21 protein-coding genes, 1 rRNA gene, 1 pseudogene and 1 riboswitch are annotated in these 25,590 nt (G+C 38.2%); of the genes and pseudogenes, 16 read left to right on the top strand and 7 right to left on the bottom strand.

Features of this window, described 5'->3' with window-relative positions; translation table 11 throughout:
- The first annotated feature begins 139 nt into the window (after positions 1-139).
- The 6 genes from J2Z20_RS14280 (at position 140) to J2Z20_RS14255 (ending at position 8,868) form a co-directional block, all read left to right on the top strand.
- Positions 140-1,450, top strand: a complete 1,311-nt coding sequence (locus J2Z20_RS14280; RefSeq protein ID WP_209851670.1) for a polysaccharide deacetylase family protein — start codon at positions 140-142, stop codon at positions 1,448-1,450.
- A 112-nt stretch (positions 1,451-1,562) separates the two neighbouring features.
- Complete coding sequence (locus J2Z20_RS14275) at positions 1,563-2,552, top strand: AAA family ATPase (RefSeq protein WP_245252391.1); 990 nt, start codon at positions 1,563-1,565, stop codon at positions 2,550-2,552.
- Positions 2,549-3,823: a DUF58 domain-containing protein gene (locus J2Z20_RS14270; protein WP_209851664.1), complete on the top strand. Its 1,275-nt coding sequence runs from the start codon at positions 2,549-2,551 to the stop codon at positions 3,821-3,823. The genes J2Z20_RS14275 and J2Z20_RS14270 overlap by 4 nt, the downstream gene beginning before the upstream one ends.
- The gene (locus tag J2Z20_RS14265) at positions 3,810-6,134 is read left to right on the top strand and encodes a transglutaminase-like domain-containing protein (RefSeq protein WP_209851661.1); all 2,325 of its coding nucleotides are present in this window, start codon (positions 3,810-3,812) and stop codon (positions 6,132-6,134) included. The genes J2Z20_RS14270 and J2Z20_RS14265 overlap by 14 nt, the downstream gene beginning before the upstream one ends.
- 78 nt (positions 6,135-6,212) lie before the next feature.
- Positions 6,213-7,751 carry a glutamine-hydrolyzing GMP synthase gene (gene guaA, locus J2Z20_RS14260; RefSeq protein WP_209851658.1) on the top strand — a complete coding sequence of 513 codons (1,539 nt, stop codon included), beginning with the start codon at positions 6,213-6,215 and terminating at the stop codon, positions 7,749-7,751.
- 160 nt (positions 7,752-7,911) lie between these two features.
- Entirely contained in the window at positions 7,912-8,868 is a 957-nt protein-coding gene (locus tag J2Z20_RS14255; RefSeq protein ID WP_209851655.1) for a tyrosine-type recombinase/integrase, read from the top strand.
- A 397-nt stretch (positions 8,869-9,265) separates the two neighbouring features.
- Here the strand turns inward: J2Z20_RS14255 and J2Z20_RS14250 are convergent, their stop codons facing one another.
- Together J2Z20_RS14250 and J2Z20_RS14245 are read right to left on the bottom strand one after the other, a co-directional pair.
- On the bottom strand, positions 9,266-9,493 hold the full coding sequence (locus J2Z20_RS14250) for a hypothetical protein (protein WP_209851652.1): 228 nt from the start codon (positions 9,491-9,493) through the stop codon (positions 9,266-9,268).
- A gap of 26 nt (positions 9,494-9,519) precedes the next feature.
- A complete protein-coding gene (locus J2Z20_RS14245; protein WP_209851648.1) occupies positions 9,520-10,227 on the bottom strand; it encodes a DnaA N-terminal domain-containing protein in 708 nt (235 codons plus the stop codon).
- 411 nt (positions 10,228-10,638) lie between these two features.
- On the opposite strand from J2Z20_RS14245, the gene J2Z20_RS18155 reads away from it, so the two are divergent.
- A complete protein-coding gene (locus tag J2Z20_RS18155) occupies positions 10,639-10,785 on the top strand; it encodes an SHOCT domain-containing protein (protein ID WP_209851645.1) in 147 nt (48 codons plus the stop codon).
- Positions 10,786-11,025: 240 nt separating this feature from the next.
- On the opposite strand, the gene J2Z20_RS14235 is transcribed toward J2Z20_RS18155, so the two are convergent.
- Positions 11,026-11,454, bottom strand: coding sequence for a hypothetical protein (locus tag J2Z20_RS14235; RefSeq protein ID WP_209851642.1), 429 nt, complete (start codon positions 11,452-11,454; stop codon positions 11,026-11,028).
- A gap of 392 nt (positions 11,455-11,846) precedes the next feature.
- Here J2Z20_RS14235 and J2Z20_RS14230 point away from each other — a divergent pair, with 392 nt between their 5' ends.
- Both J2Z20_RS14230 and J2Z20_RS14225 read left to right on the top strand, forming a co-directional pair.
- Positions 11,847-13,469: a hypothetical protein gene (locus tag J2Z20_RS14230; protein WP_209851639.1), complete on the top strand. Its 1,623-nt coding sequence runs from the start codon at positions 11,847-11,849 to the stop codon at positions 13,467-13,469.
- 43 nt (positions 13,470-13,512) lie between these two features.
- On the top strand, positions 13,513-13,689 hold the full coding sequence (locus J2Z20_RS14225; RefSeq protein WP_209851636.1) for a hypothetical protein: 177 nt from the start codon (positions 13,513-13,515) through the stop codon (positions 13,687-13,689).
- Between the two features lie 1,148 nt (positions 13,690-14,837).
- On the opposite strand, the gene J2Z20_RS14220 is transcribed toward J2Z20_RS14225, so the two are convergent.
- A complete protein-coding gene (locus tag J2Z20_RS14220; protein WP_209851633.1) occupies positions 14,838-16,283 on the bottom strand; it encodes a restriction endonuclease in 1,446 nt (481 codons plus the stop codon).
- A gap of 303 nt (positions 16,284-16,586) precedes the next feature.
- Between J2Z20_RS14220 and J2Z20_RS14215 the strand changes: the two genes are divergently transcribed.
- From J2Z20_RS14215 to J2Z20_RS14200, 4 genes are all read left to right on the top strand, one after another.
- A complete protein-coding gene (locus tag J2Z20_RS14215) occupies positions 16,587-16,931 on the top strand; it encodes a recombinase family protein (protein ID WP_209851620.1) in 345 nt (114 codons plus the stop codon).
- Between the two features lie 174 nt (positions 16,932-17,105).
- Positions 17,106-17,711: a hypothetical protein gene (locus tag J2Z20_RS14210; RefSeq protein WP_209851617.1), complete on the top strand. Its 606-nt coding sequence runs from the start codon at positions 17,106-17,108 to the stop codon at positions 17,709-17,711.
- A gap of 821 nt (positions 17,712-18,532) precedes the next feature.
- Positions 18,533-19,147, top strand: a complete 615-nt coding sequence (locus J2Z20_RS14205) for a recombinase family protein (protein ID WP_209851614.1) — start codon at positions 18,533-18,535, stop codon at positions 19,145-19,147.
- Positions 19,148-19,303: 156 nt separating this feature from the next.
- Entirely contained in the window at positions 19,304-20,143 is an 840-nt protein-coding gene (locus J2Z20_RS14200; RefSeq protein WP_209851611.1) for a hypothetical protein, read from the top strand.
- Positions 20,144-20,161: 18 nt separating this feature from the next.
- Here J2Z20_RS14200 and J2Z20_RS14195 read toward each other — a convergent pair whose 3' ends face one another.
- Genes J2Z20_RS14195 through J2Z20_RS14190 form a run of 3 tightly spaced genes read right to left on the bottom strand, consistent with a single transcriptional unit; the run spans position 20,162 to position 22,758 of the window.
- Positions 20,162-21,781: a DUF2326 domain-containing protein gene (locus tag J2Z20_RS14195; RefSeq protein ID WP_209851608.1), complete on the bottom strand. Its 1,620-nt coding sequence runs from the start codon at positions 21,779-21,781 to the stop codon at positions 20,162-20,164.
- Positions 21,765-21,998, bottom strand: coding sequence for an ABC-three component system middle component 7 (locus J2Z20_RS18270; RefSeq protein ID WP_342454318.1), 234 nt, complete (start codon positions 21,996-21,998; stop codon positions 21,765-21,767). The genes J2Z20_RS14195 and J2Z20_RS18270 overlap by 17 nt, the downstream gene beginning before the upstream one ends.
- Positions 21,985-22,758, bottom strand: coding sequence for an ABC-three component system protein (locus tag J2Z20_RS14190; RefSeq protein ID WP_209851605.1), 774 nt, complete (start codon positions 22,756-22,758; stop codon positions 21,985-21,987). The genes J2Z20_RS18270 and J2Z20_RS14190 overlap by 14 nt, the downstream gene beginning before the upstream one ends.
- 254 nt (positions 22,759-23,012) lie before the next feature.
- On the opposite strand from J2Z20_RS14190, the pseudogene J2Z20_RS14185 reads away from it, so the two are divergent.
- The 3 genes and pseudogenes from J2Z20_RS14185 to J2Z20_RS14175 form a co-directional block, all read left to right on the top strand.
- Positions 23,013-23,198 (top strand): annotated as a pseudogene (locus J2Z20_RS14185) (GMP synthase (glutamine-hydrolyzing)); the annotation flags it as partial.
- A gap of 206 nt (positions 23,199-23,404) precedes the next feature.
- Positions 23,405-23,505, top strand: a riboswitch (purine riboswitch).
- Positions 23,506-23,673: 168 nt separating this feature from the next.
- Complete coding sequence (locus J2Z20_RS14180) at positions 23,674-25,044, top strand: NCS2 family permease (protein WP_209851602.1); 1,371 nt, start codon at positions 23,674-23,676, stop codon at positions 25,042-25,044.
- A 454-nt stretch (positions 25,045-25,498) separates the two neighbouring features.
- Positions 25,499-25,590: ribosomal RNA gene (locus J2Z20_RS14175) — 16S ribosomal RNA — on the top strand; the annotation flags it as partial.

Below are 25,590 nucleotides of genomic sequence, written 5' to 3'. Positions count from 1 at the left end.
AGTCACACTCCATAAATCCCTTATAACATAAGGATGCCCACGAAAGCAAAAAAGCAGATTTAATCAAAGTCTATTTTTTCATCTACCACCATATAATCTATCAGAACGATGAACTCATAGAAATGTGGAGGTAACAAAGATGAATAAGGGCGTTAGTAAACCTTTTTTTCGCAGAAGTTTAAAATGGATTTGGACAGTGGCAGTTATACTGTTCTATTTATTCAGCTATCATTCATCGGCTTTATCGACTTATTCCGCACTTGATATCGACCAGACTATTAATCATTCGTCAAGCAGTAAAATAGATGCAGCATCTTATGCTAGTAAGCCCGTTCATTTTCAAACGTTAAGCTCTGCCGCGCAAGATCAAAAACAACCAACCCCCAAACAGCCCAAAACCGTTTATTTAACCTTTGATGATGGTCCTAGTAAAAATACCCCGGAAGTTCTTAATATTTTGAAAGAAGAGAAAGTGCCTGCGACCTTTTTTGTGCTAGGAGAACAATCCAAGCAATCGCCAGAACTGATTAGCAGAATCGTGAATGAAGGACATGCGATTGGCAATCACACTTATAACCATGAGTACAGCCAGCTCTATCAAAATTTTGTTTCGTTCTGGAATCAAATTAAACAGACTGAAGAAGTCATCAATGATATTGTCGGCATTCGTCCGCAGCTTATTAGAGCGCCTGGAGGGACGTACGGTCATTTTGATCAAACTTATTTTGATTTGTTAGAAAAGGGTGGATATCATGTGGTCGACTGGAATGTCGACAGTGGTGACTCTACACGTAAGAATGTCCCTGCAAAAGAGATCATCAGCAATGTCGAAAAGGCGAAGCTGAATGATCGAATGATTGTATTGATGCATGATGGGGCTGGTCACAACGAAACGGTGAAAGCATTGCCGCAAATTATTTCGTTTTACCGTGATCATGGATATACATTCAAGACACTTACTCCAGAAGATGAACCGCTGCATTTCTCTGTTCACGTCGAATCAAAATGGAGTCATCGTATAGCACCAGGTACAGCGTGGATCGAGAGTCACGTGGACGTTAACGCTGAATTGTTCCATCCTGGAACGGTGCTGGCACTTGAAGTCGGACGTATGCAGACCGAACTTAAGTCAGGCGAGTATCGCATTGAAAATAACAAATATATGGTTCCGCTTAGGACGCTTATGGAGAAGCTGGGGGCCGAGGTGTATTGGCAGGGTCAAGAGAGGCAGGTGACTATTTCACAAGAGCCATATCTGCTGGTAGTCGATTTGAAGAAGAGCCTGCTACAAATTGTGAGACCTGAATCCAAAGCATCTTCTATCCAAATTTCAATCTCCATTCGGAATGATAAAGTTTGGGTGCCGCTGCGAGAAGTGCTTCAATCAACAGGTCACCCCATCCAAGAGGTTACAATGGACAACGACAAGCGCGGAATCAAAACATTGTAAAGTGATCACGTCTATTTCACGGGCAAAATGGCAAAACTAGCTGGTAGATTATAACAAATCGGACCAATCTATCAAATATTTGTTCATTACCAGTGAAATGGAGGTTATATCCTTGTCATTCTCATCACCTATCTTGCCTCATGATCAAGCGGCGATTTTACTAGACCGGCTTATAGACCGAGTTGAAAGTGTCATTATCGGAAAACGACAAGAAATTAAGATGACCATTATTGCGATGTTATGCGGCGGTCATGTGCTGCTTGAGGATGTTCCTGGAGTAGGGAAGACGATGCTTGTTAGAACAGTTGCGGCATGCCTTGGCTGTTCATTCGGTCGTATTCAATTTACGCCAGACCTCATGCCATCAGATATTACTGGCACTTCTGTGTACCATCCGCGTACCGCTGAATTTGAGTTTCGCCCAGGACCTATTCTATCGAATATTGTACTTGCCGATGAAATTAACCGAGCAACACCAAGAACACAATCTGCTTTGCTGGAAGCTATGGAAGAGCGAAAGGTGACCGTCGATGGAACGACGCACCAGGTCCCTCTGCCTTTCCTGCTGCTCGCAACGCAAAATCCGCTCCAATTCGAAGGCACCTATCGTTTGCCCGAGGCGCAGCTCGATCGCTTTCTGATGCGTCTTCGTATCGGATACCCAAGTCCAGCTCAAGAAGTTGAACTGCTTAACCGAATGCAGGTTCATAGTCCTCTGGACAAAATTAAACCTGTGCTGCTGGCAGAAGAATTATTAGCTATTCAGCGTCAAGTAAGAACGGTTTTTGTAGATGATTCTATTAAAAAGTACTTGGTAGAAGTCGCAGATGCTTCAAGGCGTCATCCTAAATGCGCACTCGGTATTAGTCCGCGCGGAACGTTAGCATGGATGAACGCGGCTCAAGCTGAAGCGTATTTACAAGGCAGAATGTATGTTATTCCTGACGACGCCAAGGCAGTTGCCACAGCAGTGCTGTCGCACCGAATTGCTCTAGTTCCGGAAGCGAAAATAGGCGGTCTATCGGGCGAAGATATCGTTAGCGAGTTGACAGCCAAAATTGCTGTCCCTATGCACCGAACTGCAGCGAGGACATCGTTATGATGCGGTTAATTGCGTCTTGGTTAACGATTGCTTTTATTTGGAGTATGCTGCTTCTGCTCTATATGTGGAGGGGCGGTCAGTCTCTTTGGTTTCTGTTAGCAGTTGTCGGTTTTATTGCAGTTCAAGGTATGTTTATTCAGTTTATGGGACTGCGAAGAGCGTATATTGAAAGATCGTTTACTCCTGCTCGTCCAACAGCAGGCGAAGAAGTAGTTGTTCATGTTCGGGTATCGATTCAGTCGACTATTCCGCTGGTCTGGCTAACGGTAAGCGACGCAATCAGCGGATCTGGGACGAGACATATTAAATTTCTAATGCCAGGAACGAAGCGGAGCTTCAGCTACACATACCGAATCATTGGACTTAGCCGAGGAATATATCATTTCCGTGACGCGGTCATCACTAGCGGCGATTTATTTGGATGGTTTAAGCGAAGTATAGCAGTGGCTTCAGAAGATAAGCTTATTGTTACACCTGCACTAGCCAATGTGCATGAGCGGGACAATTTGGGGGCAGCTAACGAAGGAGAATGGAGTCCGCAGCAGCAAGTGATCGTTACACATTTTCGCGGACCGGAAGTTCGAAATTATATCCCAGGTGACCCGTGGAAAAGTATCCACTGGAAAAGTTATGCCAAATATGGACGGCTGCACACCTTGTTACCGGATCAAGAAGAAGCTTCAGCTTGGGCTGTAGTGCTCGACACCGGTTCGTTTGATGAACAGCGTATAGTGCAGAACAAAACCTCGAAGGATAGAACGGGTAAACTGATGCGCAATGTTAATGAGCGATTTGAATACAGCTTGTCATATACGGCAGGTCTGCTTCAGCATGGGATAAATACGGGGTTACATCCGTATTTTTTATGTGCGGGCTATGAACATTGCAGAGAGGTTAATGATTTCACTGAGCTTTATAAGACGATGATGCTGCTCGCAGAAACTGAGCCAAATCCGCAATTTCATGCTGCTCATCTGATGCGTAAATCTCTGCCTGAGCATTTCCAATCAATGCAATTAACGATCGTTACCGGTAGAATTGACGATAAGCTCGTAGAAGAAGTTTCAAGCTCTATATCAAAAGGAACTGTCGTGGAACTCATTCTAATCCATGCCGGAACGGCTCAGAAGCTAGCCGCAACGCAAGATGAATTATATATATGGCTTGAACGCATAGGGGTAAAAATATTAAACGTACTCGTTCCTGTGAACAGACCGAATATAAGCAAGGGATGGTCTGGAAAGGAGAGTGCCAAGCATGTCATTGCGTAAATCAGACAAAAGCCCAGTTCACCGGGACTCTCATGTTTATTACGGTGAGCCCGGAGGTATAATATACCGATTATTGTTGTCCCTTCTTTTACTTGGACTTTTTGGCGAATGGTTGCACCCCTTACAGTCTGTGAATGCAGCAAATGAGCTGAATCAGTTAGGCGTCAATCTATTAACGGTGTTCTATACTGTAACGATTTTGCTGCTCGTTATTGGAATAAACCGTATCCCAATGGGAATCTTGGTTCCTCTGCAAGCCCTTCTTATTACAAGCACGATGATTTATCTATTTGCGGATTCTTCTTGGATGGATTGGCTGAAGTCCTTTGGAAGCATCGTTCAGACGGATATAAGAGCAATCGTTGAATCGAAGGGGATCGCTTCCATCAGTTTGGAAAGCCGGACATTGCTTCTTTTAATCGGATGGTGTCTGCTCGTTACTTCGGTGCAAGCTTTAGCTTTATTCCGCCAAAGTATACTGCTGTTTGCTTTGGCAACGATCGTTTATTTAATATGTTTAGAAACTTGGGCAGACATTCGAATCTACGAAGGATTAGTGCGTACGGTTGTCATTAGTTTGCTTCTTCAGGCACTGTTATTTTTGCCAAGATTAGAGTTGATGAGCAGCAGTAAACAAAGATCCGAAATAAAGGCGCGAGCTGTATGGGTGTCATCAAGCTTCATGCTTGCAGCCTTCTGTGGTGTCTTTTCTCTAATGCTAACTAAAGAATCGCATGCTATGGAGATCCGTCCTATTTCTTTGGAAAATACGATAAATCGCCTTCAGGCTTGGACTGACGCCTCGCCGGATGACCGCACTGCTATGAGCGCTTCAGTTTCCGGGTATGGGGATCAGGATCATGAATTGGGTGCGTCGCTGCAATTAAGGGACGAGCCTTATTTTGTCGGGATATCTCCTAAAGCAGTCTACTGGCGAGGTGAAAGTAAGAGTTACTACAACGGCAGAGGATGGAGTGAACCGAGTCCGGTTTATGAGGCAGTAGATATCCGGAGCGGAGCAGAAGGTATGCAAAGTTTGATGTCACAAGAGAAAGATGCAGTGATGGCAAATGGAGGCTCGGTCATTACTCAAAAGGTTTCGTTTGTAAGCCCGATTTCAGATGAGCTTATATTGTTTAACGGGGGGATACCAACCCGAATAGATGAGATCAATACACAGGATGATCACCAAATGGATTCCTCGGCCGAATCTAGTGTTGTGATGGTAGATCCGATTGCCAATACGACGAAATATGCTGCTCCCAACAGGCAGCTGACTATAGGGTATACACTCGAAGCGGCCATTCAGAACACTTCACCGGATCTGCTCAGAAATGGCTTAGGTTCTGATTCGAAAGAGATCATTGATCGTTATCTTCAACTTCCAAAGGGACTTCCGCAGCGGGTCATCGATTTAGCAGCGCAAATTACGAAGAACAGTACAAATCGTTATGATGCCGCCAAGGCGATTGAAGATTATTTGAAAAGCAATTACAAGTATAGGCTCAGCAGCCGGGTTCCGCCAGAAGGTCAGGATTTTGTAGATCATTTTCTTTTTGTACAGAAGGCAGGTTACTGCAATCATTTCTCGACAGCGATGGCAGTTATGCTGCGCAGCCAGGGCATTCCAGCGCGCTGGGTTAAAGGATTCACACCCGGTGAGCAGGATGCAAATGATCAGAGCCGGTTTACCGTTCGTTATGCGAATGCGCATGCTTGGGTAGAAGTATATTTTCCAAATGTTGGGTGGATTCCTTTTGAACCTACGCCAGGCTTTGAGGCACATTTATCTTCGAGTACAGCCTCATTGAAGATAGACCAGACCAATGTACAGCAGCCTGAGAAATTCGGCATCAATGATGTAGTGGACAGGGTAACGGCAGAGATTGCACGCGGGTATAACTTTGCAATCAAAAATATTCACATTTCTCCAATCGCGGCTTGTGGGTGGGGAGTAAGTTTTATATTACTCGTAATGGTTCTGAGATCGATGATTAAGGAACGGCATCGTATAGCGCTATGGCTACTCTTTCAAAGTTCGCGTTCATTTTTTTCAGATCGATCACAGTTGCTTGCTGCTTCGCATCTCGTGTGGAAAATGGTCTATAGCAAATATGGAGTGAAACCGCCGCAGCTTACTTTGAGAGAATACATTTCCACATTGAAAATGACAGATTCGCTCATTCGAGATGAACTGTTCGAATTTGTGTCGTTATGGGAAATGATCAGCTATAGTGAGCCCTCCCCTGACCGAGCGGTCACGAGCAGTTTCCTGCAGACATGCCGCAAAATGGCACAAAAACTGGCATAATTCAGCGATACAGCTTTTCTTGACGGTATGTTTTCACCTTGCGTATAATAAACTTCATGAATTGAGGGGGGCGCGTTAATGAAGAAGCCAAATGAGTTGATTGTTGTTCTCGATTTTGGAGGACAATATAACCAATTGATTGCAAGACGTATTCGAGATTTAGGTGTATTTAGTGAACTTATTCCTTTCAACACACCGGTGGAACGTATTCGTGAGCTTAATCCGAAAGGGATTGTATTCTCAGGCGGACCATCCAGCGTGTATGAAGAAGGTGCACCACATATTGATCCTGCGATTTACGATTTAGGACTTCCTATCTTCGGTATTTGCTATGGTATGCAGCTCATGGCTCACCAACTTAACGGTAAAGTTGAGCGTGCGTCCAAACGTGAATATGGGAAAGCGGATGTAGACTTTGCAGCGCATTCGGTATTAACGAAAGGGCTCGATCGCAAGCAAACGGTATGGATGAGTCATGGAGACCACGTTGTCCAGCTTCCAGATGGCTTTGAAGTAGATGCGAGCACGGAGAGTGCGCCAATTGCGGCGATGAGTAATAAAGCCCGCGGATTCTATGCCGTTCAATTCCATCCAGAAGTGCGTCATTCCGTATATGGAAATGACATGATTCGCAACTTCCTGTTTGAAGTGTGCGGGTGCGAGGGTAACTGGACAATGGAGACCTTCATCGAAGATGCGGTAGCGGATATTCGCGCTAAAGTCGGTGACAGCAAAGTGCTGTGTGCGCTTAGCGGCGGTGTAGATTCGTCTGTTGTAGCGATGCTCATTCATAAAGCAATTGGCGATCAGCTCACATGCATGTTCATTGACCATGGACTGCTGCGTAAAGGTGAAGCTGAGAGCGTAATGGATACGTTTGTCGGCAAATTCGATATGAAAGTTGTCAAAATCGATGCGCGCGAACGTTTCTTGTCTAAGCTTGCCGGCGTTTCTGATCCAGAGCAAAAACGTAAAATTATCGGCAACGAGTTCATTTACGTATTTGAAGAAGAAGCCGCTAAGTTTGATGATTTCGAATTTTTGGCTCAAGGTACGCTTTATACGGATATCGTTGAGAGTGGAACATCCACAGCGCAAACGATTAAATCGCACCACAACGTTGGCGGCTTGCCAGAAAACATGAAATTCAAGCTGATCGAACCGCTTAACACTTTGTTTAAAGACGAAGTGCGCAAAGTCGGTGAAGAATGCGGATTACCGAAAGAAATTGTATGGCGCCAGCCATTTCCAGGTCCTGGACTAGCTATTCGTGTACTGGGTGAAGTGACAGAAGAGAAACTGAAAATTGTGCGTGATTCCGACTTTATTTTGCGTGAAGAAATTGCGAAAGCAGGTCTGGACCGTGAAATTTGGCAATACTTCACAGCTTTGCCGAATATGAAGAGCGTTGGGGTAATGGGAGATGCACGCACGTATTCGTATACGGTCGGTATCCGTGCGGTAACGTCGATCGACGGCATGACTGCAGACTGGGCGCGTATCCCATGGGATGTGCTTGAGAAAATATCGGTACGCATCGTCAACGAAGTTGAGAATGTCAACCGAGTGGTGTACGATATTACGTCCAAACCGCCTGCAACGATTGAATGGGAATAAGTTGGGACAATTCAGTGTCGTCAATTGCTTGGAAGCCTTGATACATAAGGGTTCCGGAAGTTGAAGGCATTGCGATTCCAAGTACACCTGCAACAATAGAGTGCAAAAAATTACTCTCTTTTACTTGCGTTGTTTTAGCAAATAGAAGGGAGTATTTTTTATGACTAAAATCAATGAGTTAATTGAGGATTTCAAGCTAAACCAAGAAATATTGGGTAGGGAAAAGAAGTATGTTGATCTTTGTTTGTTTCGATTGTATAGATGGGAAAGGTTCACCGTTAAAGAGTTGGGTGTTACTGAGGCTGAGGAAGTGACACAGTTACACATCAAAAAATATATACAGGAGCGTCAGCGTGTCGGAAGAGAAGTAAATAGAACGATTAATAACAATATAGCCACGTTAAAAGTGTTTTTCCAATACTTGGTGAGTGAAGAGTTTATTGATGAGCAGAATAACCCAATGCGAAGGATTAAGAATCTGAAAGAAGAAAAGACGGTCATTGTCACGTTTAATGATGACGAGGTGTCACGTATCATCAATGACCTAAAAGAAGAAACATACTCCAATGTTAGGGACAAACTTATTCTAATCATGCTCTTTGACACGGGTATTAGGGTTTCTGAGCTTTGTAGTATCAAAAACGATGATATTGCTAGGCGACACATTCTCATTCATGGGAAAGGCTCTAAACAGCGTCTAGTGTATATTAGCAATATCATGCGAAAGTACATGGGAAGGTACGAAGCATTAAAACAGGAGCGATTCAAAAAAAGATTGCAGGATGAAATCGAGAACTACTATTTCCTTGACCAATCTGCTGTAAAATTATCCCGTTCCCGAATTAATAAGATTTTGAAAGAGCATTGCCTAAATGCGGGAGTGAGAAAAGAAGTAAGATGTTCGCCTCATGATTGTCGTCACTACTTTGCACAAAAACAATTGAGAAATGGAATTGATATTTACAGCTTGAGCAGGCTAATGGGGCATTTTGATACACAAATTACATCGAAATATTTAAGGGGATTAGAGCAGGAGGATATTTTACAGATTGGTCGTTTGCATAGCCCTTTAAACGGATTGAAAATAAAGCAAGGCTCAATGGAGGAGCGAAAATGACAAAGCTTCGCATTGATCTTGATGATACCACTACCAACTCCTTATAAAGATCGCTCAGCGCCCTTATAAGCTTGTTTTGGAACGTTCCAAAGAAAAAATATCTTGCCAGATCGTAGAGAAGCCATACGGGCCAAAATGGGTGTCTAAGAGCAGAGGGGGATTAATTGCTGAAATCCTCCGAACAGGAGGGCGTAAAGTGATCGAGAAATTTCAGAAATACGAACATCTTGTTTGCAAAGAAGATGATGATCTGATTTACAGTAGAAACATATCAAGTAGCATATTCAACGTTTACTGATGCTGGTTCATAGGCGCGGCGCGTCTAATCTTCACAACGCATAAAGCCAGAAGTGTAAGTATTAATCTTCTGGCTTTTTGTATATCCTCAATAAATGACTCATCCAAAATTACCACCTCGAAAATCATCATCGTTATTGCCTATGATCTTGTCGATCAGTTCCTTTAACTCTGGTTTGTAGAATGTAAGTGCCATAGCCAGATTCACTACTGAAATAACAATGGAAAGTGCTGATTGCCGTATTCCAACAATCATTTCCAAGAGAGTTTCCAGAATGCAAGCGAGACTTCCGCAAAGCATTATCATCCTCAATCGCTTAATATCCATATTGGTAAACCTCCATTTAGAGATTACTAATTTGGAAACAGTTCATTCAATAGCTTTTCGATCTTTCTGATTGCATCCATATCATCCATGTTGTAAAATTCCTCTGAGCAGTTGCTATTACTGCATCTTCCTCCACGTATCTTTAAGGATTTAATTCGCCTGTTGTTCGATTCCAGTTCACGTTCTATTTCAACGTTTTCTACATCTTCACAACCGCATATTGGACACTCTATTAGATTAATTTCACCTTCTGCATAATCTGGTTTAAGCAATCTCTTTTGGAGTAACTCTCTTTGTCTCTCCAACTCCTTTTTACCAAAAGCCATTTCAAATAGTTCCTCGAAGCATTTTTCCTCAATATGTTCTTTGTACTCCTCATTGTACTCATTGTTTTTATCTTCAAACAAGAAGTCGAAAGCAGTATCTTTTTTTTCAACGATTATATCAGCAATGGCTTCCCTTACGACAAATGACAACTCAAAGTCAACATTTTCATTTGTAATTGATCTAAGCGTTTTTTTCAGCATATCAGAGTACCGAAGCTGCAACCATGCCGCACTTAATTCCGAATCAGCACCAAAGGTTATTCGATTATCTTCACTTATATCTTCAATGCTTAGTTTTTCATCAAACCACCAATTAAAATGTTCCTTTGGTATTTGGCTTCGAATAGCTTCAAGAAGTTTTGTTTGCAATTTGCTAAGATATTCTGAATCGTCAAAGTCCTTAACCATAACCATTTGCCCCCAATAATTCATTTCAATGCTCGTCCAAATTGCTCCTTAAACCATTCGTGCAAGTCTTTCTTTACAGAATTGCGAGTATCGTTTAAGGCTAACTTTGTAACTGATGATACCTTTTTATGAGTGCCATAGGTATTACCGCCTTTTCCATTACTTGTTTTGTTGTTAGATGACTGTTCAAGAGATTATACCCTAACACTAACTAAAAGTAAATATATACATAAAAGTAAGTAAATGCCAAAGAAAGTACTCTCTACATAATACTTTTCAGCTGACTAAATTCTAAATGAAACTTGAATTTTATTGAGTAGTTGATAAGGGGGAGTAATCAAATATCTAAAATCCGTCCTTTATCCCCCTCATATAATAATTAGTAACGTACATATAGAACTAATTACATATATGTCGCGGATAACTTCAACGGGTAGTAATAATTCTCAAAGCAGTATGTCCGTTGCTGATGAACTTAGAAAGCTTGTTCAACTTAAAGACGAGGGAATAATCAGTAGAGATGAGTTTGAAACACAGAAAAAGAAGTTGATAGTATAATAATAACCCAGAAGGGATATCTTCTGGGTTATTATTATTATAATTTATTCGTCATTATCATCATCATACATTGCGTCAATAGTTGATTTCTGATATTCCTCCCTTAGTAATGTTCTAACATTGTGTTTATTCTTCGTACTACATCAATATCGTGGGACTAAGAAGTTGCTCATGACATTGACTGCATTGTCCTCCACGTAATACTATCGCTCGTGTGTGCAACTCTTTCGATTTTTTAGCTTATAGAGTTGTCAATCCAACATTCTTAACTCCAAAAATCAGTGTTTCCTCTTTGGTCTCGTTGCACATAAGAGATAACACGATAGGGAATTTCTTTTTGTATTTTTCTATAATTTTTGCATATCCAATTCCTTTTGTATCTGTTAAGCCGGAGAATCCAGCTTTATCTGGCTTTCCTTTAAACCAGACGCTCATGAAAATACAATCTTCTCTTTCAACGATATCAACTTCAATATTTCCTTTTAAAACTAAGATAGCGGTAGATTTTTTGCTTTGATTTGATAATCCGAGAAATTCTACTGCTTCCGTAATTTCCTTAGCAACTGACAAGTATTCAGTTTTGTTCACAAATAATTTACCCACAACAGGATAAGTTGATGTTTGTCCAATAAATAAATCATTTTCACTAACAGGGAAATAATCACCCATATCGAAATCATTCCTCTCTAAGTTAATAATATTGTTCACATCGTTTTATGTTAGTATTTTTAATTACATCCAAATCACCCCCCTAAGTGTGTATCGTACTTAAAAAAGTACTGGACTGATTTTTGCATATAAAAAAACAGAGTGGCTAGTAAGCCACTCTGTTAAGGTAAATTATATGATAATGTCGTAGTTCTTTGACAGGATTATTGCACATGCTTATCGCACCCCTTATATGTAAAAAGCTAAGCTGAATAACTTATAAGAACATAGCACGATTGGAAGTATATGTAAAGTACCTCTAATTTCGTTAGGTACTTTCTTTGGCGTTGATATCTGTTTCTAAGATAGTTATTATTAAGACCTTTGCGGGTAAGTAATAACTTGATATTATTGTGAAATACTATCAATTTTTTAGAAATGGGGGAAGTTTAATTTTTGAGGCTGAGGATGACATAATTGTAGCAGAAGACGAATTTGAAAACGATGAATATGCGGAGGTTTATGGTAGTCTCTATACAGATAAAATTAATGAATTAAAGCAAGTAATCAATTCACAGAATACTATAGAGAATGAGTATAAAGTATTTGCTCTTGAAGCTGGATTAGGGAAAAGTAGAGAGGTATTAAGAATAATCGATGAGAGCTTAGATGATTGGAATAATAAGCAATCGTATTTGGTAGTTAAGAGGTTTAAAACAGATATTGAGCGAAGTGAGAAGTATCTTCAAAGGCATAACTGCTCATTACAAATTAATGCATTAGGGATTACAAACGAAAATTGGAGTAAAGAGTGGCAATTCAAATTAGATAAGCTGAAAAATATTCGTGTATTGATAATCAGCCATCAACGCTACATTAACCTCTGTTTGGACGATGAAGTTAGACAAGCATTTATGGAGAACAGAAATGTGCTTATAATTGACGAAAAAGTGAATTTCCCTATCTACACATTTTCAAAAAATACATACGACGAAGTTCGTTCTCTACTCCATACAAGCATTCAGCCAGAATACGATAAAGTTTGCCAAAAGCTTCTCAAAGAACTTCAAAAACAGGAAGTCGAGAAGAACATGAACAAAGTAGTGCGTTGTGAACCAAAGATTCATCCTGCAACACTTAAAAATTTCCAGAGAGACATGGAATTAAACATTGAAAATGAGAAAGATATGAAGATCAGAAACACATTACTGCATTTTATGGCGGGGCTTGACCAGTGGTACAGTACCAAATGTGTTTATAATGGTGGAAATATCTCCACATATAATCGGAAACACAAGCTGTGGGGACTAAAAAATAATATCATTCTTGATGCAAGTGCAGGAATCGATGGAATTTATAATCTTGACAAATTCAAACTCATTGGTCAGGAGAGAATTGTTGACCACAGCAACTCAATTTTCACAATTATAAACTTCAATTCAAGTAAAAGTCACTTACGACAAAATCAAAGTAAATTCTATCCTGAAATTTGTGAGAAGATTAAAGCTAATCATAAGTCTGATGACAAGACGCTAATCATCTGCCACAAGGATAATCACAAATCTATACTGGATTCATTATATAAATCGGAAATATATAAAATAGGGGTTGGTGACGAATACAATGGCGAAAATTTCGCAATCAATTGGTTTGGCAACTTAATTGGAAAAAATGAATATTCTAATTTCACCCAATGTTGGATTATTGGAACACCCAACATTCCATACGATCAGTATCTAGTCCAATACATGATGTACAGACAGAGTGATTTGGGGAGGAAGTCAATTGATATTGAACGTGGTAGATTCAAAAACAATGACTTTAAGGCTGTACAGATAGGCTATATTGCTTCTGAAATTTATCAAAGTATCAAGCGCATCCAACGAAATAAGATGCCACAGGGTAGGTTCTATATCGTTAATGGAGATAAACAAATTGTGTCAATGGTGTTAAGCCAAATCAAGGGTACTGACATTGTTAAAACCATTGAGATGGGCTTTCAACAGGAGAAAAAGGGGGGGGAAGAGAAGAGATAATATTGACAGATTTATTGATCATGTATCTAGATTGTCAAAGGGAGTGCATCAAAAAAAGGATGTATTTCAAGCAATAGGCATAACAACGAACTACAATAGAATCTTGACGGATGCAAGGGTAAAAGCATTACTTCCTACGGATACAGGTCTAGGCATCATAAATGTAAATAACAAGTCCATTGAGAAGCTGACTGACCCTATCGACCTGCCTGACGAATAATGAGAGGTTCATGTGTTTGATTTAGGAAATAAGCAATCAAAGTAATCAGTTCTATTTATTATATAGATGTAATGATGACTTGGTTGGAAAACCTATATATATCAAGGGATTTAAAAAACGATTTTCGAAAAAGTTATAGCATAGTTTTGAGCAAAATGGGCTTATCCTGCAAGACTTGATGATTAGGTGATGACTTACAAGATTATTGATGCAACACGAAATCACGGAGCGAAGCGAAGTATAGATTTACTATTAAGATGTAATCATATTGTTTCGCTTCGCTCAACAATAGTGGGGGTGCTGGACCAACTCCTTATTATTTCGCTTCGCTCCATAACAAGGACCTAACCGCACCACCCCCACACCCCCTCACGGTCTGGATTATAATCGCTGATGATAATAGAATAGATGCACGAAACGGGTTAACTTAAAGCTAATGAAAATAATGTTTTTAGTAATAGATATCAGTCTCGTATCGTCGAATTTCTTCATCGGAATTGTGGATGGGTGTGTTGGGTCGAATATTCATGGGTATCGCTTTTTCTAAACTGTAAACTACTTCCCCACAACAAGTATGCAAATCTCTATTCACAAAATAACCCAATAATGATATGGTTACTTTGTTCGGAAAGAATCCGACACAAAAAGCCCCTGAGGAAGCACCTCGGGGGCTTTTATTTATCAAATAGTTTTTCTTGGTTTCCATTTCTGCCCATCGTCATTTTCCTGATAATCAACATGTTATTCCGCAGTGTCACTTAGATACTCAAACGGCCATCTACCTACATGAGTGATTCTTCCATTAAGTACACAAGAGATAGAGGACGATCTTGCTTGAAGCTGAGCATTTGTTCTCTGTCGTATCGCCGTTAAATTGTGCTGTGTTTCTGCATGTAAGTGTTCGGGCGAACTAATTTGTCTCAGTATCAATTCAGACTATTAACCACCCTCGGTACGGCGCATCTCTATCGTACATCGTTCTCGGCTTAAATGTAGTGAAACGCAAGCATGTCATTCCACTTCCTTTTTGTAAGGCGATATTAAACTTTGTTGTTGATATTGCTTGTTAATATAACGGTCAGATTTAAATTTAGAGTAAATAATAAAAGCCACAGAATTTTCTGTGGCAAAATTGCTTTCAGGTACTATTAATAATAGGCTTCGATTTTTTCTTTTAGTACATCTCTGTCCCAAAGTACCACATTATTCGATAATGCCAATTCAGTCGCCGATGAATTAAAATAGCGATTGGTAACAACAATGGCTTTATCTAATCTATAATGGCTGATACCCGCAACAACTTCTTGGATTGCTTTATTATTAACTGCATTTGATAAGCACTTTGCTTGGATTCCATATTTTCTTCCATTTTTTTCGACTATCACATCTACTCCTTGATCGCCTGACCCTTTTGTGACTGTTGCGGAGTAACCCATTCTGACAAATAACTTTGCTACAAAACGTTCGAACTCATGACCATCCATCATATCTACGTCTTCAATTGATAATTTTGAAACATCCTCATTTAGAGTCAATAATTTTTTCTCGAAGCTATCTAATTCCTTCGACTCCTTCGCTTTATCTAAAATATCAGAGAGAACTTCTATACATTCAATAAAATTATCATTGTTGATAAACTTTTGATGATACATCAAGAAGTAAGTAAAAGGAGATGCGTTCATCACAATATCTGGGTTTATTGAGTCAATTGATATATATTCAAATATTAATTCATCGAGAGAAGAACTTTCAACGTCATTGAAGTATTCTCCATATTGTTCCTTCCAGTTCAATGCAAAGTACCTAATCACTCTTTCACGCAATATAGAATAAGTAAGGTAATATGCAATTTCCCGATTATCGATTTCAAACTTTCTTGCAATTAACTTAACAAGCAACGAAAAATCATTGTCAAAATAATCAGAAACTTCTTTTTCATTCCCTAATTTAGAGTTCGCAAACACTTCTCGCAATATAGAGGAAGAACTGAAGTATAACTTACCAATATCACTTATTTGTTCAAGTTTATATTCTATCCCAACTTGAATAATAAACTCAAAAAAAACTACATTTGAGACTTGTGAGATAAATTTATCTATTATCCTAAAGAGTTCAACATTACTTTTTAAACGAGTGTGAAGCACGTCAACTTCATTCTTAAACATAATTCGTTTTTCATAAAAGGGTTTATTCATTAGTTCTGCATGATTTTCTACTATCTTAGCGTTTTCTAATTCCATAGAAAAAACGCAATCCTTGTACCTAATAATAAATTTTCCCTCATAATTTTCAGAAGGTGTAATCTCAATAAATATTTCTGCTTCATCATAGGCTCTATTCTTAAATTGCTTCCAATGCTCCCCATTCTCATGGTATGTATTTACATGAAACGAATATCCATACAGATATAAATCAGCTAAAACTAACCCTTCTTCTTCATCATCTAAGAAGTAAATATTTTCGATTTTAATGTTCTCTAATTTTCGGTCTTTTTGGAACTGTGGGTACTGAGAATCAATCCTATATTCCTCTTGTAGTTGATTCACGTAATTATTTAAGCCTTTAAAGGCTTCCTCCAAGTCGTTACGAGCCATTGTTTTGCATCCTTTCATCTAGTTGTTATTTGTTATTTAATAGTATAAACCAAATATTTACTTTATGCGAAGTGAACATGAGTTTTGTTTAACGGGATTAAGATTGTGGAGAACGATATAATGGTTTGTTTGGTTGCTCTGCTCGTCCGTAAAGGTACACCATTTTGGAAGCAATAATCAGTGTCCATAAAGCATTGGCTTCTTATTTAATGAACGTCCATAAAAGGTTTTAATATACATAGAGCTTTATGGAATATGTTGGTATAATAGACTTACAGACAACAAGAAATGGAGCGATGGACATTGGCAAATAAAACTTATGCGTACGTCAGAGTAAGTAGCAAGTCTCAGAAGCTAGATCGGCAAATGGATGAGATGCTCAAGCAAGGTATCGACTCCAACAACATCTACTCCGATGAAGCATCTGGTAAAGATTTTGATCGCACAGGTTATCAGTATATGAGAAGAATCCTTGAAGCAACTGATACACTTGTCATAAAGTCACTAGACCGTCTAGGACGCAACAAGAACGACATTAAGGCTGAATGGAATGGGCTTACTATAAAGGATATGGGTGTTCGTATGCTGATGCTTGATAAGTTCTACAGTGAGCAGGGTGCTAACAAAGAGTTAATGGACATTAAATGAACGTGGAGGATTTCAGAAAATGATCTTACTGATTTCGACAGACTAGTTCATTACATAGCTGCATTATGGTTACAAGTTCAACGCACGAGTATGGATAGTAAAAGAGAGACTCTAACAACTGAAAAGGTTGTCATTACAGATGCGTTCGTTAAATGATTTATAGTAGGTGATAATGTGCAAAATATAAAAAAGCAACGATTTCAAAGTTACATCATATTGTTCGTCGGGATAGTTGCTGTTTTTTCTCTGTTTTCTCTATTGCTACATAGCTGTCATGTTCAAGAGGAAAATCGATTAATAAATGACGCTAAAAAACGGCATGCTTTGCATCAAGAACTCATTGCGAGAGACTTGCATAAACTTCTAGGAACAACCGCTGACTATCATGATGTTATTAAAAAGTATCAATTCATGTTTACAGATGACCATTTGACAATCGAAAAACGCGATAACTTTCTTGAAGTTTTCGACTATATCGACTACTTTGACTGGAATGTGATGACCAAAGAAGAAAAATCCGAAATACTCTATATGTATTTAATAGCTTTTTACAAAGCGAGTTGGAATGAAAAGACTTTGCCACAGCCAGATTCTTTTTTATATCAAATAGAACATAAGGAAATTGATTCCCAAATTAATTGCTTAATTGATCGGATCAATGAAGAAATGAATAGACGAGATTCAAAAAGTTATGGTACTTCTGTATATGATTATATAAGTGAGGAGTTTGGTCCATCGGGAAAGTACTTATTATTTAAGAATGCCTGTGAGGAACACTAGACAATTAAAGAACTCAAATTAAACATATGACGAAAAGAAGAGTTCAATCCAAATGGAAAAAGATTTTAGTCATTCTTTGGGGAATGATTGATTTTTAGTTGACTCTGCTATTCGAAATGAAGCACGTGACTTTGTTGAGGTAGGAAACCCCTATCTTGCATTGTTGTGTGCTTTTATGATTTAAAGGAGTACGTATAGAATGAGGAAGATCGTAATCAGCTCAGTACAGATGAGCAATTACGAAACTGTGTAGCCACACAGGTAGATGTTGAGGTTTGGATTAATGGGGAGTATGACCGTACTGTTAGGGTTGTGGATATTTCAATGAGGGAAGATTAAGGTCGAGACTGGATATTACATCCGAGAAAACTGCGAATTGATAACGTTTGGAAATTACTTACGATTATCATGATCTCATTTGATTCTTATGGTCAATAACAACCCTATCGTGGAAACGATAACGAAACACAGTTCACTTGATTTTCATCAAATTTCCAGTAGTTTGTATCGTATCGTAGGAATTCATATAGGAATGTTCGTTTGGGTGTGTACTTAGCTCAATATAGTTTAATATGTCATCCGCTCACTGTAAACCATCCCCGCGGCTCGAACGTCATGACACATCCCGCTCCTGTCTGTATATAAAAACTTCTATGGAGTCCCACGATGCTATACCATAATTGCATTGCAAAAAGCACACCTTTTGACATAGTGAGAAGTACCCACGGATGAAGTGTTTCAAAAAGTATTTAATAGAGATATGAAATGTTTCATAAATATGGTATACTTTTTGAAAAGACTCTCGTGTCAGAGGTGCTGATATGAAAATTGGATATGTTCGTGTTTCAACAAAGGAACAAAACACAGATCGCCAGATTAAGAAAATGCGTGAACTTGGGATTGAAGAGAGATACATTTTCGTTGATAAGCAATCGGGAAAAGATTTTAACCGTCCTCAATATCAAGCTATGCGGCTTGTCATTAGAGAAGGGGATTTACTCTACCTTGACTCCCTTGACCGTCTTGGACGTGACTATGACGGTATCATAACTGAATGGAAGTACATAACGAGGGGAGTCAATGCAGATATAGTGGTATTAGAAAATGAATCATTGTTTGATAGCCGTAAATTCAAGACAATGGGGGACTTAGGTAAGTTACTTGAAGACCAGTTCCTTAGTATGCTTTCTTATGTAGCGGAGCAAGAACGAAAGAAGACAAAGAAACGTCAAGCAGAGGGAATTGAGGTCGCCCGAAAGAAAGGTGTCAAATTCGGACGCCCTAAGAGGGAAATAACCAGAGAGTTCATATCAGTCTATGCTGAATGGAAAAATGGAAAACTTACTGCGGTTCAAGCAATGCAGAAAGTTGGGATGAAGCCTAACACTTTTTATCGTAGGGTAAATGAATATGAGAGTGATGATGTATTCTGCTAGATTAGGATATATGTATCCTTTGAAATTGCGAGAAGGGTAGCCAGCGCTTTTATTAGTCTTATGCAATTATCTACTATAGTAAAGTTGGATTTGTTAAGCTGTTACAGCCAACTGGCTAAAGTAGACTTGCGATTATAAGAAAAGGAGCATCCTTTTATGGGGAGAATATTAACTGAAACAAACAAAGTGAAATTTGAGATAGAAAATAAAAAAGATTGTATCCTATATCTAGGACATATTATAGAATATGTAGTAAAGAAGCATGATATTTATTGGCGGTTATGTCTAGAACCGCTTCGATATTTGGCACATGAATTAGCTGTAAAGAGAGATATCACTCTTAATGGTGATGCTGATGTATTAGAGTTTATTAGAGAACAAGCAGATGACAATTTTGAATTTGATTTGGATTTCTATAGATACAAGCTGTTTAACTCAGCTGTTAATTTAATTAAAAATGAGATAATAAATGTGATTGGTGATTATAGTGTAGATAAACTTGCTGTATCATATAACAACTATTTAGATATAGTAAAGAAAAATAACATAGAAGGGGTAAGGCATAAAAGCAGTAAAGAGAAAAGGGAATTAATTGCTTTCTTCAACACTAAAAGAAATTTTCTGTATCATTTCACTAGTGATAAACTTTGTGAATGGATTAGTTATAGGGAGGAACAAGCTAAAAATTATGAAGATGTAAACTTCGAATTTGGAACAGACTTCAACATTTACGTATCAGAAACAGTGCCATTTAATTTGTTTGTTGAAGAAATAAACACTAATATAGTCTTCAAAAAGAAGATAAAAGATGCAATTGCTTTTATGAAAAGTGATTTTGAAGATTTAATTGGCGACAAGGTAACATTAAATATAAAGAAAGGTTATCTTGATAATTCTCCAAAAGATATTACTTATAATGGGTTTGAAAGTCATGAACTTAGCAAGAAGAAAAAAATAAGTGATCTTTTATATACAAAAACTCCACTGTTTTGCTGACAGTAGAGTTTTTTTGTATCAATTATCATCTGTTCTCATATTTCTCCAATCCAGTGTGAATAGAAGTTTACTATTGTCCAGTTGAATAACTTTTTTCTTCTGCAATAAGAGTTGTGTTTCCTCGCTAAAAATATGGATAGAATCGATAGCGATAAAGACTTGTTTTTTATTATTTGAATCGTAGAGATTTAATATTTTTTCCATAGCAGGTTGTTCAATGTTTTTGAATAAGAATGAATCGTGCGTAATAATCGGTAACTCAGTCAATTGGAAGATTGCTATATCAAAAATAATTAAGTTTGCATAAGCCTTACCTGTACCCGTATTATCAAAAAATTGATATTCATAATCTTTTGATTTTAGTAGTAATTCGGGAGCCATCCTTTGCCCCATATATATGTGTTCGTTAATTTCTACAAGCTTTGAGTTGATATTTTTTGATATATTCTCGATAATGCTTTCTTTCAATTTATTTAAACTTTCCTTTAGTGTATCCACGTTAGCATTTATTTTATTCGATTTTATATAATAGTTATTTTCAATCTCTAAATTTTTAAGCTTTACTGATGCGTCTAATAGGTTATCGATGAAGATATTCGGTTTCTGCTCTGGATTTAGTAGTTTCTCCATTTTGTTATTTATTTCAGCGATTTCATTATCCAACACATCAATACGTTGCCGCAGGTTCTTTTTTGCTTGCTCTAACTCTACACTTAAAATATTTGAAATTCCATTATGGAACCTTTCAATCTCATCCAACTTCTGAATATTTACTTGTGGGAAGAACTCTAAGAGGTTTTCAAACTCAACACTTATTGTTTTGGAAAACCCTTTGTTCGATCTAATTAATCTGGATTTTAAGTGCTCTCTTTCACTTAATAATATTCTCTTTCTTTCTCGTAATTCAATAAGTTCATCAGAAATTATATCTGAGACATTAATAAATGGACTGTAAGGGCTCATTGCTAATTTTGCTATTTCCTTTTTGATTTCTTCAATCTGCTTCAAATTTTTTTGGTACTTGGTTTTGGTTATTTTCGGAATGTATTCAAGATCACTTGCCTTCTTGAATATCTTTTTTTCTTCATTGGCTCTTTTTAATTCAGTGTCCTGTATTTCAATTTTATGATATTCATTGAACATTTTAATCAATTTATTTACTGTTTCTAAGTACGCCTCTGAATGGTGAGCATGTAAAGGTCGCTTAACGTCATAATTATTCTTACCCCATACACGACTGAACGGACTTACCGCCGCTCTAAATGTTAACTTTTCTGATTGGAAACCGTAGTTAATTTGTAAAAACTTATAATACTCTTCTAAATCGATTGGGTTGATTTTCCTGAAAGTGGTGTCACAGGTAAAAACTTTGTCTGGATTTAAAGTTCCGCGTGAGAAATAGAAATCAATTTTATTAAATTCAAAGTGGTAAAAAAATTCATGATGTCCCAGTCTAGTAACGACATCTTTATTATGTGTAATATAAGTGTTTCCACCAAAAACAAAATCAATAATCATCAAAAGCGTTGATTTACCAATTGAATTAGAACCAAGGTTATCACCTAATACTACATTTAAACCTTCATGAAAAATGATACCCTTCTCTCGAAATATTTCACAGTTAATTTGTTTTAACATATTTTATTACCCCTTTTTCGAAATCCACCTCAATACTATCAAGTAAATATAAGACATCTAGTGAGTATAGAAAGTCTTCTATTTCATCAAAATAGTTATCTGTTTGATGGAATAAGCTTTGAATACTTATACCCTCGGAATTAAGTTCCTTTAAGATGAAGACTATTTTTCCGATGATTGATTCATTGAAACGTATAATTTTATTAGGAGTTAACATCGAACACCTCGCAATTTTGTACAAAAAAGGAAGTTATTATTTCACATGCAGTTTTAGAAGTATTTTGGGTCTTTTTCGATAACCACTCTGTAACTATTTCGTAAATTTTCTCTTGCGATTCCTCTATTGAATCGATTTGAGTAAAGAATGACCGCACCTGAGAAGCAATTTTTGCAAAAGACTTCGGGTGCTCTTTATCGAGTTGCTTAAATTCCTCTTTTATAAACAAATAATAATCGGTAATGTCATTTCTTATTTTTCTTTTAGTGAAGTTGGTCAAAGACTCATTTGCTTTGTCATCAAGTTTATGAGCTTCTAATTGTAATTTTGTGAGATTCGTTTCATTGGTCTCTCCAATTAGTTTAAGGAGAACTTCTCTAATTTCATATTCCATAGGGTATTCATGGAATTTCTCCTTAGTCATGTTCCTCGAGATAATATTCTTTTTTATGTTGTATAATAATCTGTATTCCTCAACGGTTCTGGGGTGATCGAAAACTTTATGGCATTCTCTACACAGGGCAATAAAGTTGTCTAGATCATTTACATCTAATGTTAGACGTTCCTCATTTTTTAGTAACTCAATCTCCTCATTAGTAGGATTTAATGGGTAGATATGTGCCGCTTCAAAAATTTTAACTTTTGCTTTATTTTTACTTCGCATGAGACTTTTGTTACATAAAGGACATAGTCCATCAACTTCGTTAAAAAGCACAATGCTTTCATTTGGAGTTGGTTCACGTCTAGCAGTTTTAGCCATAGAAACACCTCGATTGGGAACAGATACAGTCACCTGTAGCATTTGTTAAATACTACCTTTCGACATGAAGAGGCAAATTCCTTCGCTATATTTACTTTTTGTAACGGTCTGCATTTAGGTAATTGGATGTATACTGAGTCAAGGAGGGACTGAACATATATCCGTATTAATCAGTTGAAATCCATGTCAGTACCCGCTACAATTGATATACGAAAATAACGCGTTAATTGAATAGTAATTTACTCTATTGAAGCACGTATTCCTATACGGTCGGTATCCGTGCGGTAACGTCGATCGACGGCATGACTGCGGACTGGGCACGTATCCCATGGGATGTGCTTGAGAAAATATCAGTGCGCATTGTCAACGAGGTTGAGAATGTCAACCGAGTGGTGTACGATATTACGTCCAAACCGCCTGCAACGATTGAATGGGAATAGGAACCGTAATGTGACGTTATAACACTATACAATAAAATGAAACCCGTTCTTAGCCTGGGTGGCTGAGAGCGGGTTTCTATTAAATTACGAATATTACATAAAATTTTCAAGTATAATATTCGTATATTTGTGTTGACAAACTGAGTACTACGACCTAGAATGAGGTGTGTAAGAAGTCATATTCGACACTTATTGATGGGACATTTCGACAACAACAGAACGCTTTTCGTATAATCTCGGGAATTGGCCCGAGAGTCTCTACGAGATCACCGTAAATGATCTGGCTACGAAAAGAAAAGACGTGACGTCTATATAGACATCGCAATAGAGGGTTTGTTTTACCTTTTTTTGGTGAATCCACATCCTATTGCGTGTTGTTTCACGTACTTTCTTTACACATAGCCTAAGTAGAGGACAACCTTTACTTAGGCTTTTTTGTCGTTCCCGACAACATTATAAGGAGGAGTTTTACCTAATGGAACGTTTCTTTAAGCTAAAGGAACACGGAACAAATGTGAGAACAGAGATTATTGCAGGATTTACTACTTTTATGACGATGGCTTATATTCTGTTTGTTAATAATCTCTTTCTTGGGCCGAATGGTGCAGGAATTCCTTCTGAGGGAGTATTTTTCGCCACTGCTGTAGGTGCTGGTCTAATTACTATTTTGATGGGATTGTTTGTGAACATTCCAATTGCTCTTGCTCCAGGCATGGGACTTAATGCATATTTTATGACGGTTGTTCTAAGTTCTAACGGAACAATTACTTGGCAGGCAGCTCTTGGTGCAGTATTTATTTCAGGTATTATTTTTATTATATTAACAGTTACGAAAGTACGCCAAATGCTGCTTACAGCAGTACCGCATAACCTCAAGATGGCGATTACCGTAGGTATTGGGTTATTCATTACAATTATCGGGTTCAAACTCGCGAATTTGGTTCGGGTAGCTATCGTTCCAGGTACCGATGTATCAGCTCCGGTTGGAGGCAACGGCTTTAATCTTACGCTTGGTGATTTTGTTCATAATCATGATACACTTCTTGCTCTTATTGGATTGTTAATTATTGCAGTATTAATGTCGCTTCGCGTGAAAGGTGCACTCCTAATTGGGATCGTTGCAACAACAATTATCGGTATTCCAATGGGGGTTACGAACCTGAACGGATTGTCTGGAGCGCACTGGATTCCAACCTTTGATCACCTTGCTGTTGGACATCTTGATTTAAAAGGCGCATTCAAGCTTGGTTTGCTTGAAATTATCTTTATCTTTACCTTCGTTGAACTGTTCGATACGTTTGGCACATTGGTAGGTACAGCAGGACGCGCTGGTCTGCTTAAGGATAAAGAAAAAGGCGAGAAAATGATTGGAAAAGCGATGCTCGTTGATGCTGTAGGTGTTAGTACAGGTGCTGTTCTCGGTACAAGTACACTTACTTCCTTCGTTGAAAGTGCTGCTGGCGTAGCAGAAGGCGGACGTACAGGCTTGACCGCTGTAACAACAGGCGTATTGTTCTTGCTTTCTCTCTTTATTGCACCGCTTGCGCTCGTTGTTCCATCTGCAGCTACGGCTCCAGCGTTGGTCATCGTTGGGGTTCTTATGATGAACCAAGTTCGCGAAATTGAATGGGATGATTTCTTTCAAGCGTTTCCTGCGTTTCTAACGATTGTACTTATGCCTTTCACTGGCGGGATTGCGAACGGGATTTCCATTGGTATTGTTGCTTACGTCATTCTTGGTGCCTTCAACAACATCTTTACAGATCGTAAAGTGAAAGTGCACTGGTTAATGTGGCTGCTCGCGATTATCGTCGTTTGCAGGTATTTGTTTTTAGGTTCAGAGTAATAGTTAATAGTTTCTCCTCTATAATAATAGTAGTTAATGATTTCAAATTATCTCACCGTATATGGATCCTCATCATAAATGAGGGTCTTTTTTTGTCGTATAAAAAATAGCTTCCTATTTATATATAGCGAAAATGTTCGGATGTCATATTTTACAATTTGTAATTGAAGCCTATATTTGATATATTACTACTTGTCGCTTCGTTAGAAGTTGCTAGCTTAAGAAATTCGATTTAAAAGATTTGAAAATAAATCATTAAAAAAAAGCTTGCACTTCCTAGTTGAATGTGATATATTATAAAAGTCGCCGCTGAAACACAGCGAAGACCAAAAGCGAGTTTGATCTTTGAAAACTGAACAACGAGTGAGTGAATTTCACTTTGGTGAAATTCAAAAAATAGAGAACGAAATGTTCTCGTCAGTTTGATTCAAAATGAGCTAATCGCTCTTCTAATTTAATGGAGAGTTTGATCCTGGCTCAGGACGAACGCTGGCGGCGTGCCTAATACATGCAAGTCGAGCGGAGCTGATGAGGTGCTTGCACCTC

Origin of the sequence: Paenibacillus sediminis (genome assembly GCF_017873765.1) — a bacterium.
Taxonomy (GTDB): Bacteria; Bacillota; Bacilli; order Paenibacillales; family Paenibacillaceae; genus Paenibacillus_AG; species Paenibacillus_AG sediminis.
Note: the sequence above shows the minus strand (reverse complement) of the source record. Positions and strands in the feature narration are given on the sequence as shown.

Excerpts from the sequence above, each read along its gene's own strand:
- J2Z20_RS14195 (WP_209851608.1), bottom strand. The coding sequence starts at position 21,781 with ATGTTAAAACAAATTAACTGTGAAATATTTCGAGAGAAGGGTATCATT.
- J2Z20_RS14180 (WP_209851602.1), top strand. The coding sequence starts at position 23,674 with ATGGAACGTTTCTTTAAGCTAAAGGAACACGGAACAAATGTGAGAACA.
- J2Z20_RS18155 (WP_209851645.1), top strand. The coding sequence starts at position 10,639 with ATGTCGCGGATAACTTCAACGGGTAGTAATAATTCTCAAAGCAGTATG.
- guaA (WP_209851658.1), top strand. The coding sequence starts at position 6,213 with ATGAAGAAGCCAAATGAGTTGATTGTTGTTCTCGATTTTGGAGGACAA.
- J2Z20_RS14200 (WP_209851611.1), top strand. The coding sequence starts at position 19,304 with ATGGGGAGAATATTAACTGAAACAAACAAAGTGAAATTTGAGATAGAA.
- J2Z20_RS14255 (WP_209851655.1), top strand. The coding sequence starts at position 7,912 with ATGACTAAAATCAATGAGTTAATTGAGGATTTCAAGCTAAACCAAGAA.
- J2Z20_RS14250 (WP_209851652.1), bottom strand. The coding sequence starts at position 9,493 with ATGGATATTAAGCGATTGAGGATGATAATGCTTTGCGGAAGTCTCGCT.
- J2Z20_RS14245 (WP_209851648.1), bottom strand. The coding sequence starts at position 10,227 with ATGGTTAAGGACTTTGACGATTCAGAATATCTTAGCAAATTGCAAACA.
- J2Z20_RS14220 (WP_209851633.1), bottom strand. The coding sequence starts at position 16,283 with ATGGCTCGTAACGACTTGGAGGAAGCCTTTAAAGGCTTAAATAATTAC.
- J2Z20_RS14265 (WP_209851661.1), top strand. The coding sequence starts at position 3,810 with ATGTCATTGCGTAAATCAGACAAAAGCCCAGTTCACCGGGACTCTCAT.
- J2Z20_RS18270 (WP_342454318.1), bottom strand. The coding sequence starts at position 21,998 with ATGTTAACTCCTAATAAAATTATACGTTTCAATGAATCAATCATCGGA.
- J2Z20_RS14270 (WP_209851664.1), top strand. The coding sequence starts at position 2,549 with ATGATGCGGTTAATTGCGTCTTGGTTAACGATTGCTTTTATTTGGAGT.
- J2Z20_RS14235 (WP_209851642.1), bottom strand. The coding sequence starts at position 11,454 with ATGGGTGATTATTTCCCTGTTAGTGAAAATGATTTATTTATTGGACAA.
- J2Z20_RS14190 (WP_209851605.1), bottom strand. The coding sequence starts at position 22,758 with ATGGCTAAAACTGCTAGACGTGAACCAACTCCAAATGAAAGCATTGTG.
- J2Z20_RS14280 (WP_209851670.1), top strand. The coding sequence starts at position 140 with ATGAATAAGGGCGTTAGTAAACCTTTTTTTCGCAGAAGTTTAAAATGG.
- J2Z20_RS14205 (WP_209851614.1), top strand. The coding sequence starts at position 18,533 with ATGAAAATTGGATATGTTCGTGTTTCAACAAAGGAACAAAACACAGAT.